Origin of the sequence: Microbispora rosea (genome assembly GCF_044460045.1) — a bacterium.
Taxonomy (GTDB): domain Bacteria; phylum Actinomycetota; class Actinomycetes; order Streptosporangiales; family Streptosporangiaceae; genus Microbispora; species Microbispora rosea.
The window spans coordinates 50264-68684 of record NZ_JBITJO010000015.1; the positions used below are offsets into that span (position 1 = coordinate 50264).

Sequence of the window (18421 nt, forward strand, 5' to 3'; positions counted from 1 at the left end):
CGGCGCATCCGGCCCGGTCAGTAGATCAGCGCCTGCACGCCCTCGCCCAGGGCCTCCTCGACGAACGTGGAGGCCCCGGCGATGCGCACACCGTCGATCACGTCGTCCACGGTGATGCCCCTGCGGGCGGCGCACTGGGTGCACAGCGTGACCCGGCCTGCGGCGAGCACGGCGTCGAGCAGGTCCTCCAGTGGGGCGGCCTCGGCCAGGGCGAACTCCTTGGCCCGGCCCGGCAGCGCGAACCACGAGGACTCGCCGGTCAGCCACAGCGAGACCGGGACGCCGCTCGCCAGCGCGGCCGCCGCGACCGTGAACGCCTGGTTGCAGCGCTCCGGGGCGTCCGCCCCCGCCGTCACCTTGATCACCAGTGATCGTGCCATGCTGCGAGCCTAGTCCGCCGGGGTCGCCGCCGCGCCGCCGCATACCGTACAAGTTGGGCAATCGGGGCATGCAGCGCATGGTGCGAGGGCCCGCTCGCGCGCCTCTAAGCTCGTCTCCATGGACGTACATCCCGACCTCGAGCCGATCGCCTTCCTCCTGGGCCGCTGGGAGGGGGCCGGGGTGATCGGCTATCCCACCATGGAGAGCGCCAACTTCGGCCAGGAGATCGTCTTCGGGCACAACGGGAAGCCGTTCCTGACCTACGAGAGCCGCACGTGGCTGCTCGACGCCGAGGGCAGCAAGGTCCGGCCTCTGTCCACCGAGACGGGGTTCTGGCGGATGCAGCCCGAGCGCCAGATCGAGGTGTGCCTCGCGCATCCGACCGGCATCGTGGAGATCTACGTGGGGGAGGTCGTCTTCCACAAGATCGAGCTGCACACGGACGTCGTCGCGCGGACCACGACGGCCAAGGAGTACAACGCGGGCCACCGGCTCTACGGCCTGGTCAACGGCAACCTCATGTACGCCTACGACATGGCGGCGATGGGGCACCCGCTGCAGTCGCACGCCTCGGCGGAGCTCAAGCGGGTCGGCGACTCCGGCGAACAGAACTGACGAATAAAACGCCGGCGAATATCCGAGCGGAGAAAGAAAGAACCCCGGGCGCGCTCCGCCTCATAACGAGGCGGGCCGGCTGGACCATGGCCGGGACGGAAGTCGTCCGCAGCCGCCGGCTGCCCGGGGTTCCGGTGTCTGTCGAGGATTCGCCAGGATGTCGTCCGACATCCAGACGGAAGGTCCAGATGGACGAGTCCTAGCGGACAGCCACCTCGCTAGCCCAAGAATGATCAACCATTGTCTGGACCACCTCCCTTCTGCGTGCCTTCACGCTATGCGAGGGCCCCGCGCGGGGGCAAACGATTAATGCGATGAAGTCCGCGCCCTTCCCGCGGCAGCCGGGAGGACTCCCCCCGGGCGGGGCACGACTTACACTCTGGGCATGGCCGAGACTTGGCACGAGGAGCTGCGGGCCCGCGGCTACCGGATCACCCCCCAGCGGCAGCTCGTGCTGGAGGCGGTCACCGAGCTGGGACACGCCACCCCCGAGGACATCTGCTGCCGGGTGCAGCAGACGGCCAGGGGCGTCAACATCTCGACCGTCTACCGGACCCTGGAGCTCCTGGAGGAGCTCGGGCTGGTCACCCACACCCATCTCGGCCACGGCGCTCCCACCTATCACCTCGCGTCGGAGGCCGACCACGTCCACCTCGTCTGCCGGGGGTGCGGCGAGGTCACCGAGGTGGCCCCCGCGATGGTGGACGGCCTCGTCTCGGCCCTCGACGACGAATTGGGCTTCGCGACCGACGTTCGCCATCTCACAGTCTTTGGGTATTGCGGTAAATGCCGCCTTTGACTATTGTGGTCCGTTTTGGGGCTATGCTCGGGGCCGGTAGCGTGACGAGTGGCGCATCATGCCGATCGTCAGGAGATGAAGGTGACCGTTCCCGCGGAGGCCGCCAGGCGGCGCATAGTTGATCTCTTTCTGTCCAGCGAGGAGCGGTTGCTCCAGCGGTGGACTCAGGTGTCCGGAGCGTCTCCCGACGAACTACGGGACCTTTATCAGGCGTTGCGTACCGCTCTCGGCAGTGAGGACGGAGACTTCGCCGACGTACGAGGGCTGCTCGCCGAGCTCTCCCGCGCCCGGGCCCGGCAGGGGCACACGCCCTCCGACACCGCGCGGCTCGTCTTCTCGCTCAAAGAGGCGTTGTACGAGGTGGCCGAGGCGGACGGCGGCCCGGAGGCGCTACGCGGGTTCGTGTGGTTCTCCCGGCTCGTCGACGACCTGGGCCTGTTCACCTTCGAGACCTACAGCGCCGCCCGAGAGAAGATCATTCTCGACCAGACGGAGCAGCTGCTGGAGCTGTCGACCCCCGTGGTCAAGCTGTGGGAGGGCATCGTCGCTGTGCCGCTCGTCGGCACGCTCGACTCGGCCCGCACCCAGGTCGTCATGGAGAAGCTGCTCCAGACCCTGGTCGACACGGGCTCGGAGCACGCCGTCATCGACATCACCGGCGTGCCGGCCGTGGACACGCAGGTCGCCCAGCACCTGCTCAAGACCGTCGTCGCCGCCCGTCTGATGGGCGCGGAATGCGTGATCTCCGGCATCCGCCCGCAGATCGCGCACACGATCGTCACACTGGGCATCGAATTCGGCGACATCGTCACCAAGGCCTCGCTTGCCGACGCGCTGTCGTACGCGCTGAGGCGGAGCGGCGTGGAGATCGCGGGCGCGGCGAAGACGCGGATCGCGGTCAGGGCGGAGCGCGCCTGATGGAACGTGTGCCGATTCTCAAGCTCGGCGACATCCTGATCGTCTCGATCCAAATCGACCTGGACGACCAGAGCGTGCTGGCCCTGCAGGAGGACCTGGCAGACATGGTGGTCTCCTCGGGCGCGCGCGGAGTCATCATCGACATCACGGCCGTCGAGATCGTCGACTCGTTCATCGGCCGCATGTTCTCCACGATCGCCGCGATCACCCGCATGCTCGACGCGGAGACCGTCGTGGTCGGCATGCGTCCCGCTGTGGCGATCACCCTGGTCGAGCTGGGCCTGTCGCTCGGGGGCGTTCGCACGGCTCTCAACCTGGAGAAGGGCGTCGCGATGCTGGAGCACGTCAGGGGCGCCGCGGGGTGAGCGCGCCCCGGGAGCTGCCCATCGCCACCAACGGTGACGTCGTCGTCGTGCGCCAGCAGACCAGAAGCCTCGCGGCGGAGATAGGGCTCTCCCTGGTCGACCAGACGAAGATCGTGACCGCAGCCAGTGAACTGGCCAGGAACGCCCTCGTGCACGCAGGCGGAGGCCGGGTGCTGATCGAGGTGCTGGAGGGCGGGCGGCGGCCGGGCCTGCGGCTCGTCTTCACCGACGAGGGGCCGGGCATCCCGGACATCGAGCAGGCGCTGACCGAGGGCTGGAGCACCGCCGGGGGGCTGGGACTCGGGCTGAGCGGCTCGCGGCGGCTCGTGGACGAGTTCGACCTCGTCTCCGCTCCCGGCGAGGGCACCCGCGTGACGGTGACCAAGTGGGCCCGGTGACACGGCGATGACCCACCGGTACGAGGACGTCTGGGTGTCCACCGCCGACCCGAGTGTGATCGGCGGGGTGCGCAGGACGGCGGTCGCGCTGGCCACGGCCTCCGGGTTCGACCAGAACCACACCGGTCAGGTCGCGGTGGCGGTGACCGAGGCGGTCTCGAACCTGGTCAAGCACGCGGTGGACGGGGTCGTGCTCGTACGCCCCCACCTGGAGCGGCCGGGCGCGGTCGAACTCGTGGCCGTCGACAAGGGCCCCGGAATCGCCGACCTCGGCCGCGCCCTGCGGGACGGCTACTCCACCTCGGGCACTCTCGGCATCGGCCTCGGCGCGATCGCCCGCATGGCCACCGGCTGGGACGTCTACTCGGTGCCCGGCAGGGGCACGGTGCTGGTCCTGCACTTCACCCCGGACGGGCTGCCCGGACCGCCGCTGCGGGTGAGCGGGCTGCGCCGCCCCATCGGCGAGGAGAGCGTGTGCGGCGACGCCTTCGCCTTCGCCGACGACGGCGACGCGATCAGCGTGCTGGTCTGCGACGGGCTCGGCCACGGCGGCCTCGCCGCGCACGCCTCCCGTGAGGCCGTACGGATCTTCATGGAGGACCCGCACGCCCTTCCGGCCGCCGCCCTCGAACGCCTGCACCGGGGGCTGGGCCACACCCGGGGCGGGGCGGTCGCGGTGGTGCGGGTCGGTCGTGAGAGCGTCATGTTCGCCGGACTGGGCAACATCTCGGGCTGGATCGCCCACGCCGAGGGCCGTCAGGGGATGATCTCGCTGCCCGGCATCGCCGGGCACAAGGGCAGGCGTCCCCGGCAGTACGAATACGCGCTGCCGCCGCACGCCACGGTGGTGCTCCACTCCGACGGTCTCACCGACCGCTGGGACCCCGCCTCTTTCCCCGGGCTGTTCGCCCATTCCCCGGCCGTGGTGGGCGCGACCCTGCTGCGCGACGCGGGCAGCCGCAGGGACGACGCCTGCGTCGTCACCGTCAAACAGGGGCGGTGACGGGCGAGGTGCTCACCCGCGCGGAGATCCACAGGGATCAGGACGTCTTCGCCGTACGGCAACTGGGCCGCCGGATCGCCGAACTCGTCGGGATGGAATCCCAGGATCAGATCCGGGTGGCGACGGCGCTCAGCGAGATCGGCCGTGAGGCGCTCGCGCTGGGCGCCGGGAGCGTCGTCGTCTTCGACCTGCGTGAGGACCGGCTGGTCATCACCGTGGACTATCCCGGCGGCGCCGACGTGCGGCAGAGTGAGGGCGTGAAGCTGGCCGGGCGCATGGTCGACGAGATCGCGCTGTCGGCCGAGGACGGACGCGTCACGCTGGTGAAGCGGGTGCCCGAGCACCGCAGCCACGGGTCGCTCGACGGTATCCGCGAGGAGCTGGCCCGTCGCGCGCCTCCCACGGTGGCTCTGGACGTGCTGCGCGAGCAGAACAGGGAGCTGGCCGGCACCCTGGAGGAGGTGCTCCGGCTCAACGCGGAGCTGGCCGAGACCAACCAGGGCGTCCTGGCGCTCTACAACCAGCTGTCGACCGAGCTTGAGGAGACCAACCGCGGCGTCGTGGCGCTCTACGCCGAGCTGGACGAGAAGTCGTCCCAGCTCCGGCAGGCGGCCGAGGCCAGGCAGCGGTTCTGGGCCAGCGTGAGCCACGAGCTGCGGCTGCCGCTGACCTCGATCATCGGGCTGGTCCGGCTGCTGCTCGGCTCGGGCGCGGAGCCGCTCAGCGAGGAGCAGGAGCACCAGATCACGCTCATCGGCGCTTCCGCCGAGACCCTGCTGACGCTGGTGGGCGAGCTGCTCGACCTGGCCAAGGCCGAGTCCGGGCGGCTGGACCCGCATCCGTCGATGGTGGACGTGGTCGCCCTGGCCGAGGGGCTGCACATGACCCTTCAGCCCACCGGGCGGGCCGACGGGGTCACGCTGTCGGTCGACGTGTCGGACGAGATCGGCGAGATGCTCGTCGACGAGGCGATGCTGACCACCATCCTGCGCAACCTGCTGTCGAACGCGCTGAAGTTCACCGAGTCCGGGGAGGTGCGGCTGGCGGCCGTCGTTGACTCCGCGATGGCGGAGGTCGTCTTCACCGTCACCGACACCGGGGTCGGCATTCCCCCCGAACACCTGGAGCGCGTCTTCGAGGAGTTCTTCCAGGTGCCCGGGGCGCTGCAGCTCAAGGCCAAGGGCACCGGCCTCGGCCTGCCGTACGCGCGGAGGCTGGCGGAGGCGCTCGGCGGCACGCTGGAACTGGCGAGCAGGCCGGGTGAGGGCACCACGGCCACGCTGCGGGTGCCGCACCGGATGGCCGGCCCGGAGGTGGGCCGGGTGCTCGTGGCCGACGACGACGCGGGCTTCCGCGCGGTGGCCCGGCGGATGCTCTTCGGGTTCGCCGCCGGGGTGGACGAGGCGGCCGACGGCGTCGAGGCCCTTGACCTGATGCGTGAACGGCCCCCGGAGGTGGTCCTGATCGACCTGCTCATGCCGCGCCTCGACGGCACGGCGCTGCTGCACAGGATGGCCGAGGACGACGCGCTGTGCGGCATCCCCGCGGTCGTCGTATCGGTGGTGTCCGAGCAGCCGGGACCGTCGCACCCGGTGCTGTCGAAGCACGGGCTGCGCAGGGACCAGCTGCTGGAGGCGATCCGGGAGGCCGTACGCGACAAGGGCGGGAACGCGGAGGGGGACGGGCATGGGACCCATGACTGACACCCCGGCGACGGTGCTGGTCGTCGACGACATCCCCACCAAGCGCTACATCCTGGCGAGCTGGCTGCGCCGCGGCGGGCACCGGGTCGTCGAGGCCGGCGGCGGCGAGGAGGCGCTGGCCGTCGTCCGCACGCTCAAGCCCGACCTCGTCATCCTCGACGTACGGATGCCCGACGTGGACGGCATCGAGGTGTGCGAGAAGATCAAGGCGGATCCGGAGACCGCCTCGATCCCGGTGATCCAGGTGTCCGGAAACGCCATCACCCCGGCCGACCGCGCCGAGGGGCTGGAACGCGGAGCCGACGCGTACCTCTCGGAGCCGATCCAGCCCGACGAGTTCGCCGCGACCGTGCGGGCGACCCTGCGCTACTACCGGGCGCGGCAGCGTGCCGAGCGGATGGCGGCCAGGCTGAGCGAGCTGGCCGAGATCACGCTGGAGATGAACCAGGCGGAGGACTTCGAACGGCTCCTGTCGGTGGCGGCCGAGGGCTGCTCCCGTTTGCTGGAGCGCTACTCGCGGGTGCTGGCGATCCCTTCGGACGGACGAGTGCGCAGGTTCTCCGCCCGGCAGGGGGAGCGCGCCGCGGCGCGGCTGGTCCATCCCGACACCCTGGAACGGCTGAGCGCGATCTCCATCGGGGAGTCCCCCGGCGTGCAGACGTTCGAGATCGACAGCGCGACCTGGGCCCGCGTCGTCCCCGACAGCGACATCGTCGCGCGCGTGGCGGGCGTGCTGTGCCGTACGAAGACGGGCCGGTCGCCGGTGTTCCTCGGGGTGGAGACGGGCTCGCCGCTCGACGGCGAGGAGCTGAGCCTGCTGCGGCAGCTCGGCCAGGCGCTGGCGCTGGCGGTCGACGCGGCCCGCGCCTACGCGGAGGAGCACATGATCTCGCTCACGTTGCAGCGCAGCCTGCTGCCCGCCGAGATCCCCCGGATCCCCGGCCTGCGGATCAGCGTGCGCTACCAGCCGGCGGTGGACAACGTGGAGGTGGGCGGCGACTTCTACGAGGTCCTGCCTCTCGGCGATCGGGTCCTGGTCGCGCTCGGCGACGTGCAGGGCCACTCGCTGCACGCCGCCACCGTGATGGCGGAGCTGCGCAACGCGCTGCGGGCGTCGGTGATCGACGACGTCGATCCCGCCGGGTCGATGAGCCTGCTCAACGCCGTCCTGCGGCGCTACCACCCCGGCATGACGGCGACCGTCTGCCTGATGCTGATCGATCCCGCGACGGGGGAGAGCGAGATCGTCAACGCCGGGCACATCCCGCCGCTGCTGGCCGGCAAGGGGGCGGCCTATCACCGGTTCGGCAACCTGCTGCTTGGCGTGGCCCATGAGCGCTATCGGGTGGACCGGGTGCGGCTGCCCGAGGACGCCACCATTCTGCTGTTCACCGACGGGCTGATCGAGGACCGCGACAAACTGCTCGACGAGAGTCTGGAGGTCGCCCGCCAGCAGGCCGAGGACGTGGGCGACGACCTGGAAGGCTTCTGCGACCGGCTGATCGCCACCTTCGGCGCCCGTGAGGACGACGTGGCGCTGGTCGCCGTCCGTAGGGTGCCGTTCTGACGGTCGTCCACAGGCGACCCGGCCGCCGCCACGACGGCGGCCGGGGACCGAATAGCCTTGGACGCATGCGGAGCCCTTTGCTTGACACACCCGGTGCGGTGGCCGCGCAGGCGCCGGACGAGACGGTCGCGGCCCACTACGGCGACCCCTACGGCGAGCAGCGCGCGCTGGCCGGCGGCCGTGCGCTGGTCGACCGGAGCAACCGCGAGGTCGTGCGGATCACCGGGCCCGACCGGCTGAGCTGGCTCAACGACCTCAGCTCCCAGAAGCTCGACACGCTCCAGCCGGGCACGCCCACCCAGACGCTGCTGCTCGACCCGCAGGGCCGCGTGGAGCACCACCTCACCCTCGTGGACGACGGCGAGGCCGTGTGGGCCCACGTGGAACCCGGCACCTCGGCCGAGCTGGTCGCCTTCCTGGGGAAGATGCGGTTCATGCTGCGGGTCGAGGTCGCCGACGTCACGTCGGACTACGCGGTGGTCACGCTCGCCCCGCCCGCGCCGGACGGGAGCCCCGCTGCGACCGGCGTGACGGTGGAGGGCGCCGTCGCGATGGGCGGCGACGTGCTCGTGCCGCGCGAGCGGCTGGGCGGCCTCCCGGACGAGCTGGACCTGCGGCCCGCCGGTCTGTGGGCCTACGAGGCGCTGCGCATCGCCGCGTACGCGCCCCGGCTCGGTTTCGAGACCGACCACAAGACGATCCCCCACGAGGTCGGGTGGATCGATGCGGCCGTCCATCTGAGCAAGGGCTGCTATCGGGGACAGGAGACGGTCGCCCGGGTCCACAACCTCGGCCATCCGCCCCGCCGCCTGGTCTTCCTGCATCTGGACGGCAGCGTGGACGAGCTGCCTCCGCACGGCGCCCCGGTGACCCTCGGCGTCGGCACGCCGGTGGAGGCCGAGCCGGAGGCCGCCGTCGAGGGCTCCGCCGAGCCGGGCCAGATCGGCTTCGTGGGGTCGTCGGCTCGCCACTACGAGCTGGGCCCGATCGCCCTCGCGGTCGTGAAGCGCACGGTGCCGGTGGACATCGACCTGCTGGCCGGCGGAGTCGCCGCGAGCCAGGAGGTCGTGGTGCCGCCGGACGCCGGGCGGAACGTGAAGATCGACCCCGCCCTCCGCCGGCGCATCCGATAGCTCCCTAACGGCGGGCCCACCACCGCCGGGTGCAGAGCGCGGCGAGCACCGCGCCCGCCGCGTTGAGGATCACGTCGTCCACGGAGCTCACCCGCCCGAGCCGCAGGCCGTACTGGAGGACTTCGACGCCGAGCGACGCGGTGGCCGCGACGGCGGCCACCGCAGCGAGCGAGGCGAAGCGCGCGGAGCGGACCGGGAGCATCGCGCCGAGCGCGGCGAAGACCAGGAGGTTGCCGCCGATCTGCACGACCGCCGCCCCCGGTGACAAGCGCGCGATCTGCCCGGCCAGGTCCACCAGGGGGACGACGTGCACGCCCTCCTCCGTGCCCGGGGTGAGGATCATCCAGATCCAGGGCGCGGTCCCGGCCACCATGACCACGTCCGCGACGGACGCGCGGAGGGGAGCGGGACGCCCTCGGCGGGCGCGGCGGCGGGAGAGGAGCAGGACGGCGAGGGCGGCCACGGGAACGGCGCAGACGGTCGCGACGACGACGTGTCCCCACGTGTCCCACGCCTCCCGCATCCGATCATGATGGCAGGCCGGGGGAGACTGCGGCACTCAGACGCCGAGGATGCTCAGACGTCCAGGACGAGGGTGATCGGGCCGTCGTTGGTGAGGGTGACCTTCATGTCGGCGCCGAAGACGCCCGTCTCGACCCGTGCGCCGAGCGTCCGGAGCTCGGCCACCACGGCGTCCACGAGGGGCTCGGCCACCGGGCCGGGCGCGGCGGCCTGCCAGGTGGGCCTGCGGCCCCTGCGCGCGTCGCCGTACAGCGTGAACTGGCTGATCACCAGCAGCGGCGCGCCGATGTCGGAGCACGACTTCTCGCCGTGCAGGATGCGCAGTCCCCACAGCTTGGCGGCGAGCCTGGCCGCCTCGGCGCGCCCGTCGGTGTGGGTGACGCCCACGAGCACGAGCAGACCGGGCTCGTCGACGGCGCCGACGATCTGACCATCCACCACAACGGACGCGGAGCTGACCCGCTGTACGACCGCACGCATGGCCCCGAATTCTGCCACGTCCGGGGGCTCCATAGACTGCCCGCTATGTCGGAAATGGTCGTCGAGGTCGTCCGGTCGGGGTTCGTCGAGTCGGTGCATCGCGCACGCGTGCACGTGATCGGGGCGGACGGCGCACCGGTCCTGGTGTGCGGGGACACCTCCAGCCTGGCGTCGCCGCGTTCGGCCGTGAAACCCCTGCAGGCGCTCGCGATGGTGCGGGCGGGCCTGCCGCTGGAGGACGAACTGCTCGCGCTCGCCGCCGCGAGCCACAGCGGCGAGCGCTTCCACATCGACGGCGTACGGAAGATCCTCGCGGGCGCGGGGCTGGACGAGACCTTCCTGCGGTGCCCGGAGGACCTGCCCCTCGACGAGGAGGCGCGCCGCCAGGTCCTGCGGGAGCACGGCGACGCCCGCCGGATCCTGATGAACTGCTCGGGCAAGCACGCGGCGATGCTCACCACCTGCGTGGTCAACGGCTGGCCGGTCGACGACTACCGCCATCCCGGCCACCCGCTGCAGCGGGCCATCCGCGCGACGGTGGAGGAGCTCACCGGCGAGCGGGTCGCGGCGACCGGTGTGGACGGCTGCGGCGCGCCGCTGTTCTTCGTCTCGATGGCGGGGGTGGCGCGCGCCTTCCGCACCCTCACGCTCGCCCCGGCCGGCACGCCGGAGCGGCGCGTCGCCGACGCCATGCGCGCGCACCCCGAGTGGACGAGCGGCACGACCCGGGCCGAGAACCTGCTGATGCGGGCCGTTCCCGGACTACTGGTGAAGGCGGGCGCGGAGGCGTTCGACGCCTTCGCGGACGCCGAAGGCCGGGCCGGGACCGTGAAGATCGTGGACGGCGGCGGCCGGGCCCGCGTGCCGGTCACCGTCGCCGCGCTGCGCGCCGCCGGGATCGACGCTCCCGAGCTGGCCGGGCTGGCCACCGCCCCGCTGTTCGGCGGCGGGGTTCCGGTCGGCGAGGTCCGCGTCCGTCCCGCCTGACCGGTCGCGGGTCACCTCCACACGCGGTCGAGGAACGCCGCGACCAGGGGAGCGATCTCGGGGAGCCGGTCCTCCAGCGCGAAGTGACCGGTGTCGATGACGTGCAGCTCGGCGTCGGGCAGGTCGCGCAGGTAGGCGTGGGCTCCGGGCTCGGGGAAGAACATGTCGTCGCGGCCCCACGTGATCAGCGCCGGCGGCCGGTGCTCACGGAGCCAGGCCTGCCACAGCGGGTAGCGCGCCACGTTGGTGTGGTAGTCGAAGGCCAGTGCCACCTGCGCCTCCTTGCGCCCCGGCAGGTCGAGGAAGTGCTGGTCGAGGGTCCAGCCGTCCGGGGCCACCAGCCGTGGGTCGGTCGTGCCGCCCTCGTACTGGCCGCGGGTCATCTCCGGCGTCAGCAGCGCCCGCACCCTGTCCTCGTCGCCCTCGACGTCGGGGCGCAGCGCGATGAAGGCCCGGGCGCCGTCCGACAGGCCCTCCTCGTACGCGTTGCCGTTCTGCACGACGAGACCGGCGATCCACTCGGGGTGCCGGGTCGCCAGCCGGAATCCCACCGGAGCGCCGAAGTCGAAGACGTACATGACGAACCGGGTCAGCCCGAGCTGTTCGGCGAAGCCCTCCATCACGCCGGCGAGGGTGTCGAAGCTGTAGGTGAAGCCCGCGGGCGCCTCGGTGTGCCCGAAACCGGGGTAGTCGGGCGCGATCAGCCGATAGCGGGACCCGAGCACGTCGATGAGCCGGCGGAACTGGTGTGACGCGGACGGGAATCCGTGCAGCAGCAGCATCACGGGGGCGTCGTCGCCGCCCTCGTCCGGCACCGACTCGCGGTAGAAGACCCGCACGTCCCCGACCTCGACATGCCGGTGGAGCGTGCGCGGAACCGTGAGCAGCGTCATGCTAATGCCTCCTTGGGACGACCGTGCATTAGTTCTAGCCATCGCCCATCTAATGTGTCAATCGCCTGGGTTAGCATTAGCCGCATGAGTGATCTGGTCCCCCTCACCGGGGAGCCGCTCGCCCTCGACCTGCTCAACACCCGGCCGAGCACGCCGGACGGCCCGGTCGACCTGATCGCCACCGTCGACGGGCTGCGCGCCTGGCTGGGCCTGCAGGCCGACCGGCTCGGCGGCGTGCTGCCGGAGGGCGGGCAGGCGCGGTTGCCCGACGACGACCTCGCCGCGGCGGTGAGCGCGGTGCACGAGGTGCGTGCGCACGCGGCGGCCGCGATCGACCAGGCGAGACGGGGCCTGCGGCCGCCGGAGGACGCGCTGCGCGGCCTCAACAGGGCGCAGCGTGCGGCGCCCGCCGTCCGTGAGCTGGTCTGGGACGGCGTGGCCGTGACGGCCGCGCCGCGCAGGGAGGGCTCGCCGGGCGCCCGGCTGGCGGCGGTGCTCGCCGAGGCGGTCGCCGAGTTGCTGACCGACCCGGCCGTCGCGACCGTGCGGAAGTGCGCGGCCGACGACTGCGCGATGCTGTTCCTGCCCGCCCATCCGCGCCGGCGCTGGTGTTCGGCGGCGCGGTGCGGCAACCGGGCCCGGGTCGCCCGGCACTACCGGCGTCACCGCGCCGCCGGCTCCGGCTGACGGCTCCGGCTGAGAGAGGGTTACAGCGAGCGGAACTGGCGCGAGGTCGAGATCGCCCCGGAGGTGGTCATGACGAACGTCCGCATCGAGTCGGCGAACCTGGACAGGTCCCACTCGGCCGGGCCCTGATACCAGTACAGGTGGTCGGTCTGCCGCCCGTTGCCGTTGAACGCGCTGACCACCCGCGCCCACCGGTCCACGCTGTCGAAGATCACCGCATAGGGCAGGTAGCGGGAGAAGAGCTCCACGCGCTGGCCGGCGGGGACGTCGTCGATGCTCGCCCCGGTCAGGTACTCCCGGAACCCGAGCGTGTGCGCCAGGGCCGCGGCACCCCTGGCCGTCTTGGCCGGCATGTACTGGGCGCCGAAGGCCAGAGCGGCTCCGGCGATGATCAGGGCGAGTCCCAGCAGGCCGTACGTCGTAAGCCAGGCGAGCACGACGGTGGCGATCACCCCGAGCGCGACCACGGCCAGGCCGAGGGTCGTCCAGCGCGACCGGGTGGAGTCGGGCCGCCGGGCGAACCAGCCCTGCGCCACGACGTCCTGATACAGCGCGTCGCGCACCGTGGTGAGGCGGGCGGCGAACGACCCGTGCAGCTCCGACAGCAGCACCCTGTCACGGCCGTCGAAGATCGCGTCGTAGAGGGCCCGCTCGTACGGCAGCAGCTGGCCGAGCGGGGCGCCGGGCAGCTTGACCAGGCACCAGTCGGGGGTGTCGTAGGTCTGGCGCGTCTGCTCGTCGATGCGCAGGAAGTTGCGCACGGCGAGGTCCACGATGGTCGCGGTCACGTCGACCACGTCGGCCTGCTCGTCGAACAGCGTGCCGATCTGCCCGGGGCGCACGTCGTCGGGCGGGCTGAAGCGCCCGTCGCGGTGGCCGCTGACCGGGCCGGACTCGCTGCCGACCACGCGGGCGTCGCGGCCCCGCGTCCAGTACAGGAGCCCCACGCCGCCCAGCAGCAGCACCAGCAGCGCGGCCAGCGAGCCGCCGGTCACCGCGTTCAGCGTGAACGCGGTGGACAGCTCGAACCTGCGCTCCAGGATCGGCCGGGCCCCCGTGGCGCCCTTCGGGTAGCCGACGACGACCGTGAGCGTCTGCCCCTCTCCGAGACCCTGCTGCTCGAAGGTGGAGGTGGTGCCGGTCTCCTCGACCGAGGCGCTGGTGCAGGCGATGGCCGCGCTCAGCTCGCCGGCGAAGCAGGACAGGTTCTGCACCCGGCCCGGGCCGGTCACGGTGACGACCGCGTCCTGCACGGGACCGGACACCGCGAACCATCGCAGCTCCTCGCCCGAGGCTGTGGGCGTCACGGCGCCGGTCACGTCATACTCCACCGTGCCCTTGAACGTCAGGGTTTGCCCGTCGTACGAGCCGCCCTTGACGTTGGAGATGCGGTAGACGCGGTCGTGGCCGTCGTCGAAGCGGGTCCGGGTGAGCGGCGTGCGCCGCACCGTCCCGCCGGCGGGGGTGACCGTCTCCTTCACATGGAGCACGCCGTTCTCGCGGAGCTCCATCGTCACCTCGTCCTTCGCCGGAGGCGCCGAAGCCGCGGTGACGGCGTGCGCGGGGGAGGCGGCGAGGACGGCGAGCAGTGCCGCCAGTCCGAGCCGGCGCGCGAGATCCACCATGAGCCGCAACCCTACCGGTCCCGGTGCTCCAACTGAGGATCGAATGCGAGCCGGCCGGACCGGTCAGGAATCGAGAAGCCCGGGGACCACCCCCGGCCGTAGCGTCATAGGCATGGAACTCACCCTTCACTACTGCTACATCACGATCGACGACGGCGACGCCGCGCTCGCCTTCTACCGGGACGTGCTCGGCCTCGAACTCCGCAACGACGTCGGATACGCGGGCGCCCGCTGGCTGACCATGGGCCCGCCGTCCCAGCCGGACGTCAACATCGTCCTCGAGACGGTCAACGCCGACCCGACCGCCTCCCCGGAGGACCACGCGGCGCTGAGCGACCTGCTCGCGAAGGGCAGGCTGCGCGCCGTCGTCTTCGCCACCCCCGACTGCGACGCGACCTTCGAGAAGATCCGCGAGTCCGGCGCCGAGGTCCTGCAGGAGCCGATCGACCAGCCGTACGGCGTCCGCGACTGCGCCTTCCGCGACCCGGCCGGCAACATGGTCCGCTTCCAGCAGCTCGGCAAGGGCTGACGCGGCTGCGCCGCCGGGATCCGGCGCCCCTCTTCCCGGGGGGCGCCGGATCGGTAGGGTAACCGTCCATGGGACACACCCGGCTGTATCGGAACGGGACCCTGGAGGCCGAGGGCTTTCCGGTCGCCGACGTCTCCGAGAAGGTCAAGGACCCGTCGGCCGTGGTGTGGTTCGACATGTGCGCCCCCACCGAGGAGGACCTCCACGCCATCAGCGAGGAGCTGGGGCTGCACGCCCTGGCGGTGGAGGACGCGCTGCAGCACCGCCAGCGGCCCAAGCTCGACGTCTACGACAGCCACATGTTCCTGAGCGTCTACGCGGCGGCCTTCGACGGCGAGTCCGGCCAGGTGCGCATCGCCCCCGCCACCGCCTTCATCACGAAGAACGCGCTGGTCACCGTGCGCCAGTCGGACGACTTCTCCATCGAGGAGGTGGTCCGGCGCTGGGACGAGGGGGCGTCCCTGGCCCGGCACGGCGTCGCGTTCCTGCTGCACGGTCTGCTCGACTACGTGGTGGACAGCCACTTCGAGACCGTCGAGGCGATGGACGAGCAGGTCGAGGACCTGGAGGGGACGGTGTTCGGCGACCGGCCGGTCGGCCCCGAAGACCAGCGGCGCACGTTCGAGTTGCGCAAGGGCCTGGTCACGCTGCGCCGGATCGTGATGCCCATGCGGGAGGCCGTGAACACGCTCCTGCGCCGCAACGGCCTGAGCGGCGACGGCGAGATGGCGCCGTACTTCCAGGACGTGTACGACCAGGTGCTGCGGGCCACGGAGTGGACGGAGTCGCTGCGCGACCTGGTCAGCAACATCCGCGAGACGCACCTGACCATGCAGAGCAACCGGATGAACCTCATCATGAAGCGGGTGACGAGCTGGGCCGCGATCATCGCGGTGCCCACGCTGATCACCGGCTTCTACGGCCAGAACATCCCGTTTCCCGGCTTCGGGCACGCGCTGGGCTTCTGGACGTCCACCGTGCTGATCGTCGTCGCCTCGGCGGCGCTCTACCGGGTGTTCCGGGCCCGAGACTGGCTCTGACCCGGGCGCCCGGGCCGGTCTGTCACCACGGCCCGTACGGCCCCTGGTTGCCGCCGCCCCGGTAGCCGTTGACCGCGGGCTTCACGTCGGCGAGGTAGATGCCCGCCGCGATGACGGCGGCGATCGTGAAGATGTTGGGCAGCCCCATGCCCATGCCCAGGTAGTTGATCGCGGCGGCGAAGGTGAACAGCGTCGCGAGGCCGAGGATGATCAGCCAGAGCGGCTTGGTCTGCTTGCCGGCCGCGGGGAAGGCGCTTGCGGGGATCCGCAGGGCGTGCACCAGCGCCCAGCCGGACAACACGAAGGCCGCGACGGAAAGCAGCCAGAAGATGATGTCGAGGATGCCGTACAGCCCGAACATGGCTCTCCCACACGGTCACAGTCACTGACGCCCCCAGACTAGTGGGCGGCGCCGACAGGTGGCGCGGGCGCGAAGGGCCGGTTCCCAGGGGAGTGAGACGGCGGCGGGCCCCCCCCCCCCGGGGGGGGGGGGCCCCCCCGGGGGGGGGGGGGGGGCGGGGGGGGGGGGGGGCCCCGGGGGGGGGGGGGGGGGGGCGCCCCCCCCCCCGGGGGGGGGGGGGGCCGCCGCCTGTCGTTCGCGTGGGCCGCGGATTAGCTCCGGGCCGCGGTGGAGCGGGCGCGACCGGTCCGCTTGGAGGTGGTCTCGGCGGCGATCGCCGGCTCGGCGGTCTCCGAGACCTCGGTCAGCTCCAGCGCGGCCTCGCCGCTCACCCGGCTGACGACCTTGCGGCCACGGCTGGCCAGGTCGTCGTAGAGCCGGTTGAACCGGGAGGCGGCGGCGTCGGCGTAGCCCTTCGCCTTCTCCGGCAGCTCGCGCGCGACGGTCTCCGCCTTGCCCTGCATGGTGGAGGCGTAGGCGCGGGCCTTCTCCACGGCGATGTCGCCGGCGCCGGTGAGCGCGTAGAACGGCTTGGACTCCGTGATCTTCTTGGCCTGGGTCGTGATGGTCATCGGTTATCCTTCCCTCGAATCCGGTGTGACGCCGTTGCGTGGGAGAACCGGGTCGTCCCCGAGATGCTCAGCCGATTGCGGCGGCTGGGCGGTGTCGGCCCGGTTCTCCTTACGGAACGACTCGTAGATGTCGATCAGCACCTGGCGTTGCCGCCCGCTGAGTGTGACGTCGGCCCGGATCGCGGCCAGCACGTCGCTGTGCGGCTCGCGGTCCTCGATGAGACCGGCCTGGACGTAGAGCGCCTGGGCGGAGATGTGCAGACCCTTCGCGATCTGGTTCAGGATCTCCGCGCTCGGCTTGCGCAGGCCCCGTTCAACCTGGCTCAGGTAAGGGTTGGACACCCCGGCCTGCGCGGCGAGCTGACGAAGCGAGATCTTCGCCTGCTGCCGCTGCTGGCGGATGTACTCACCGAGCGAGGCGACCTTGGGCAGTTCCATGCCCCCAGTCTGCCTCGCGCTGCTTGCAATTGCAAACGCGGTGAGTAATTCCAGCTAGCACCCAAGGCTCAACCAGGAAGCAGCCAAAGCAGCGGGGCGCTGATGGCGAGCACCACCGATCCGGCCAGGATCAGGAAACGGTGGGCGGCCGGAAGCGTGACCTCGGGCCGTACGAGCCGGTCGACCCGGGCCATCACGCTGGACGGCGCGGACACGCCGAGCGCGCCCTGCGGCGTGGGCAGCGCCGCCGAGGTGCCGAAGCGCAGCAGGGCGGTGGCCAGCCTGCGCGGGCAGCACCGCTGCCGGGCGCGGTCGTCGGCGGCCATCTCGACCAGCAGCTCCACCGACGCCTGCGCGTCGCGGACCAGCTTCGACCACGGCAGCGCGCGGCGCAGCGCGGCGAACGGCAGCAGCACCAGGTCGTGGCGCTCGCGCACATGGGCGGCCTCGTGCGCGAGCACGGCCTCCAGCTCCGCGGACGACAGCAGGTGCAGCGTTCCGTCGCTGATGACGACCTGCGACTTGAGCCCCGGCAGGCAGTAGGCGGCGGCCCCCGGGAAGTCGACCACCCGCACGCCGGGCACGGCCGGCTCGTCCCTGGCGACCAGCGCGAGCAGGAGCCGGTGCCGGCGGCGGGCGCGCAGCGTCTGCGCTCCGGCCGCGAGGGGCAGCGCCACCAGCACCGCGAGCAGCGACAGACCGGCGATCAGCGCGGCCAGCCGCAGGTAGTCGTACGGCTGGCGCGCGCCGAACTCCACGCTCAGCAGGAACTCCGCGAGCCCGTGCACGACGCCCTTGCGGTAGGGGTCGAGCGCGAAGGCGAGCAGGGCGCCGATGGAGGCGAGCCCCCAGGTCAGCCCGAGCGACTGCCACAGCAGGATCGCCGTGCGCGGGGCACGCCAGGTCCAGCGCGCGAACGTCAGCCGCCACGCGGCCACGGCGCAGATCATCGCGAGCGCCGCTAAGACCGCCGCCGCGATCACTCTTCCTCCAGCTCCGTGAGGGCTTTCAGCAGGATCTCGGCCTCCGAGCCGGAGACGGCGCGGGCGAAGCGGGTCAGCGCCGCGTCGCGGTCGCCGGTCATGTCCAGGGCCTCGAGCATCAGCTCGGCGACGTACGCGTCACGGCTCGCGGCGGGCTGGTAGCGCCAGGCGCGGCCGTCGCGGGTGCGGGTGAGGAAGCCCTTGCGGGCCAGCCGGTCGAGCACCGTCATCACGGTCGTCGGCGCGAGGTCGCGATCCTCGATGAGGCGTCCCACCTCGCGGGCGGTGAGCGGAGTGTTCTCCGCCCAGAGGATGTCCATGATGCTGCGTTCGAGCTCTCCCAGTCCCTTCACGTCTTTCAGCCTACCTGGGGTAGTACTACG

Annotated in this window: 23 protein-coding genes; 13 read left to right on the forward strand and 10 right to left on the reverse strand. The window is 71.8% G+C overall.

All coding sequences use genetic code 11. From position 1 onward, the window contains the following. Positions 1-17 precede the first annotated feature (17 nt). Complete coding sequence (locus ACIBK1_RS37525; protein WP_183534071.1) at positions 18-380, reverse strand: DsrE family protein; 363 nt, start codon at positions 378-380, stop codon at positions 18-20. Between the two features lie 118 nt (positions 381-498). Between ACIBK1_RS37525 and ACIBK1_RS37530 the strand changes: the two genes are divergently transcribed. From ACIBK1_RS37530 to ygfZ, 9 genes are all read left to right on the forward strand, one after another. After that, positions 499-996 (forward strand): FABP family protein, encoded by a 498-nt coding sequence (locus tag ACIBK1_RS37530; RefSeq protein ID WP_030510398.1) that lies wholly within the window; start codon positions 499-501, stop codon positions 994-996. Positions 997-1381: 385 nt separating this feature from the next. Then, the gene (locus tag ACIBK1_RS37535) at positions 1382-1795 is read left to right on the forward strand and encodes a Fur family transcriptional regulator (protein ID WP_396740428.1); all 414 of its coding nucleotides are present in this window, start codon (positions 1382-1384) and stop codon (positions 1793-1795) included. An 81-nt stretch (positions 1796-1876) separates the two neighbouring features. Continuing rightward, the gene (locus ACIBK1_RS37540; RefSeq protein WP_051762194.1) at positions 1877-2713 is read left to right on the forward strand and encodes an STAS domain-containing protein; all 837 of its coding nucleotides are present in this window, start codon (positions 1877-1879) and stop codon (positions 2711-2713) included. After that, entirely contained in the window at positions 2713-3078 is a 366-nt protein-coding gene (locus ACIBK1_RS37545) for an STAS domain-containing protein (protein ID WP_030510395.1), read from the forward strand. The genes ACIBK1_RS37540 and ACIBK1_RS37545 overlap by 1 nt, the downstream gene beginning before the upstream one ends. Further along, positions 3075-3476, forward strand: a complete 402-nt coding sequence (locus tag ACIBK1_RS37550; protein WP_030510394.1) for an anti-sigma regulatory factor — start codon at positions 3075-3077, stop codon at positions 3474-3476. The genes ACIBK1_RS37545 and ACIBK1_RS37550 overlap by 4 nt, the downstream gene beginning before the upstream one ends. A gap of 7 nt (positions 3477-3483) precedes the next feature. Then, a complete protein-coding gene (locus ACIBK1_RS37555; RefSeq protein WP_030510393.1) occupies positions 3484-4479 on the forward strand; it encodes an ATP-binding protein in 996 nt (331 codons plus the stop codon). After that, positions 4476-6182, forward strand: a complete 1707-nt coding sequence (locus ACIBK1_RS37560; RefSeq protein WP_030510392.1) for an ATP-binding response regulator — start codon at positions 4476-4478, stop codon at positions 6180-6182. Before ACIBK1_RS37555 ends, ACIBK1_RS37560 begins: the two co-directional genes overlap by 4 nt. Continuing rightward, complete coding sequence (locus ACIBK1_RS37565) at positions 6166-7749, forward strand: fused response regulator/phosphatase (RefSeq protein ID WP_030510391.1); 1584 nt, start codon at positions 6166-6168, stop codon at positions 7747-7749. The genes ACIBK1_RS37560 and ACIBK1_RS37565 overlap by 17 nt, the downstream gene beginning before the upstream one ends. A 65-nt stretch (positions 7750-7814) precedes the next feature. Then, positions 7815-8882 carry a CAF17-like 4Fe-4S cluster assembly/insertion protein YgfZ gene (ygfZ, locus tag ACIBK1_RS37570; protein WP_396740431.1) on the forward strand — a complete coding sequence of 356 codons (1068 nt, stop codon included), beginning with the start codon at positions 7815-7817 and terminating at the stop codon, positions 8880-8882. Between the two features lie 4 nt (positions 8883-8886). Here the strand turns inward: ygfZ and ACIBK1_RS37575 are convergent, their stop codons facing one another. Then, positions 8887-9405, reverse strand: a complete 519-nt coding sequence (locus ACIBK1_RS37575; protein ID WP_363423542.1) for a VanZ family protein — start codon at positions 9403-9405, stop codon at positions 8887-8889. Positions 9406-9458: 53 nt separating this feature from the next. Next, positions 9459-9884, reverse strand: a complete 426-nt coding sequence (gene dtd / locus ACIBK1_RS37580) for a D-aminoacyl-tRNA deacylase (protein WP_030510388.1) — start codon at positions 9882-9884, stop codon at positions 9459-9461. Positions 9885-9929: 45 nt separating this feature from the next. Between dtd and ACIBK1_RS37585 the strand changes: the two genes are divergently transcribed. Then, positions 9930-10871 carry an asparaginase gene (locus ACIBK1_RS37585; RefSeq protein WP_396740433.1) on the forward strand — a complete coding sequence of 314 codons (942 nt, stop codon included), beginning with the start codon at positions 9930-9932 and terminating at the stop codon, positions 10869-10871. A gap of 11 nt (positions 10872-10882) precedes the next feature. Here ACIBK1_RS37585 and ACIBK1_RS37590 read toward each other — a convergent pair whose 3' ends face one another. After that, positions 10883-11764 carry an alpha/beta fold hydrolase gene (locus tag ACIBK1_RS37590; RefSeq protein ID WP_396740435.1) on the reverse strand — a complete coding sequence of 294 codons (882 nt, stop codon included), beginning with the start codon at positions 11762-11764 and terminating at the stop codon, positions 10883-10885. An 84-nt stretch (positions 11765-11848) separates the two neighbouring features. Between ACIBK1_RS37590 and ACIBK1_RS37595 the strand changes: the two genes are divergently transcribed. Next, positions 11849-12451 carry a CGNR zinc finger domain-containing protein gene (locus tag ACIBK1_RS37595; RefSeq protein ID WP_030510385.1) on the forward strand — a complete coding sequence of 201 codons (603 nt, stop codon included), beginning with the start codon at positions 11849-11851 and terminating at the stop codon, positions 12449-12451. Positions 12452-12471: 20 nt separating this feature from the next. Here the strand turns inward: ACIBK1_RS37595 and ACIBK1_RS37600 are convergent, their stop codons facing one another. Beyond that, positions 12472-14076, reverse strand: coding sequence for a DUF2207 domain-containing protein (locus ACIBK1_RS37600; RefSeq protein WP_030510384.1), 1605 nt, complete (start codon positions 14074-14076; stop codon positions 12472-12474). A 112-nt stretch (positions 14077-14188) separates the two neighbouring features. Between ACIBK1_RS37600 and ACIBK1_RS37605 the strand changes: the two genes are divergently transcribed. After that, positions 14189-14605 carry a VOC family protein gene (locus ACIBK1_RS37605; RefSeq protein ID WP_030510383.1) on the forward strand — a complete coding sequence of 139 codons (417 nt, stop codon included), beginning with the start codon at positions 14189-14191 and terminating at the stop codon, positions 14603-14605. 68 nt (positions 14606-14673) lie between these two features. Continuing rightward, positions 14674-15645, forward strand: coding sequence for a magnesium transporter CorA family protein (locus ACIBK1_RS37610; RefSeq protein WP_357315656.1), 972 nt, complete (start codon positions 14674-14676; stop codon positions 15643-15645). A 22-nt stretch (positions 15646-15667) separates the two neighbouring features. Here the strand turns inward: ACIBK1_RS37610 and ACIBK1_RS37615 are convergent, their stop codons facing one another. From ACIBK1_RS37615 to ACIBK1_RS37635, 5 genes are all read right to left on the reverse strand, one after another. Then, the gene (locus tag ACIBK1_RS37615; protein WP_030510381.1) at positions 15668-16006 is read right to left on the reverse strand and encodes a DUF2516 family protein; all 339 of its coding nucleotides are present in this window, start codon (positions 16004-16006) and stop codon (positions 15668-15670) included. Between the two features lie 251 nt (positions 16007-16257). Then, positions 16258-16617, reverse strand: coding sequence for a hypothetical protein (locus tag ACIBK1_RS37620; protein WP_396740438.1), 360 nt, complete (start codon positions 16615-16617; stop codon positions 16258-16260). Between the two features lie 3 nt (positions 16618-16620). Next, positions 16621-17055 (reverse strand): helix-turn-helix domain-containing protein, encoded by a 435-nt coding sequence (locus tag ACIBK1_RS37625; RefSeq protein WP_076438396.1) that lies wholly within the window; start codon positions 17053-17055, stop codon positions 16621-16623. A gap of 68 nt (positions 17056-17123) precedes the next feature. Then, the gene (locus tag ACIBK1_RS37630; RefSeq protein ID WP_030510378.1) at positions 17124-18038 is read right to left on the reverse strand and encodes a M56 family metallopeptidase; all 915 of its coding nucleotides are present in this window, start codon (positions 18036-18038) and stop codon (positions 17124-17126) included. Further along, a complete protein-coding gene (locus ACIBK1_RS37635; RefSeq protein WP_076438399.1) occupies positions 18035-18391 on the reverse strand; it encodes a BlaI/MecI/CopY family transcriptional regulator in 357 nt (118 codons plus the stop codon). The genes ACIBK1_RS37630 and ACIBK1_RS37635 overlap by 4 nt, the downstream gene beginning before the upstream one ends. Between the last annotated feature and the right edge of the window lie 30 nt (positions 18392-18421).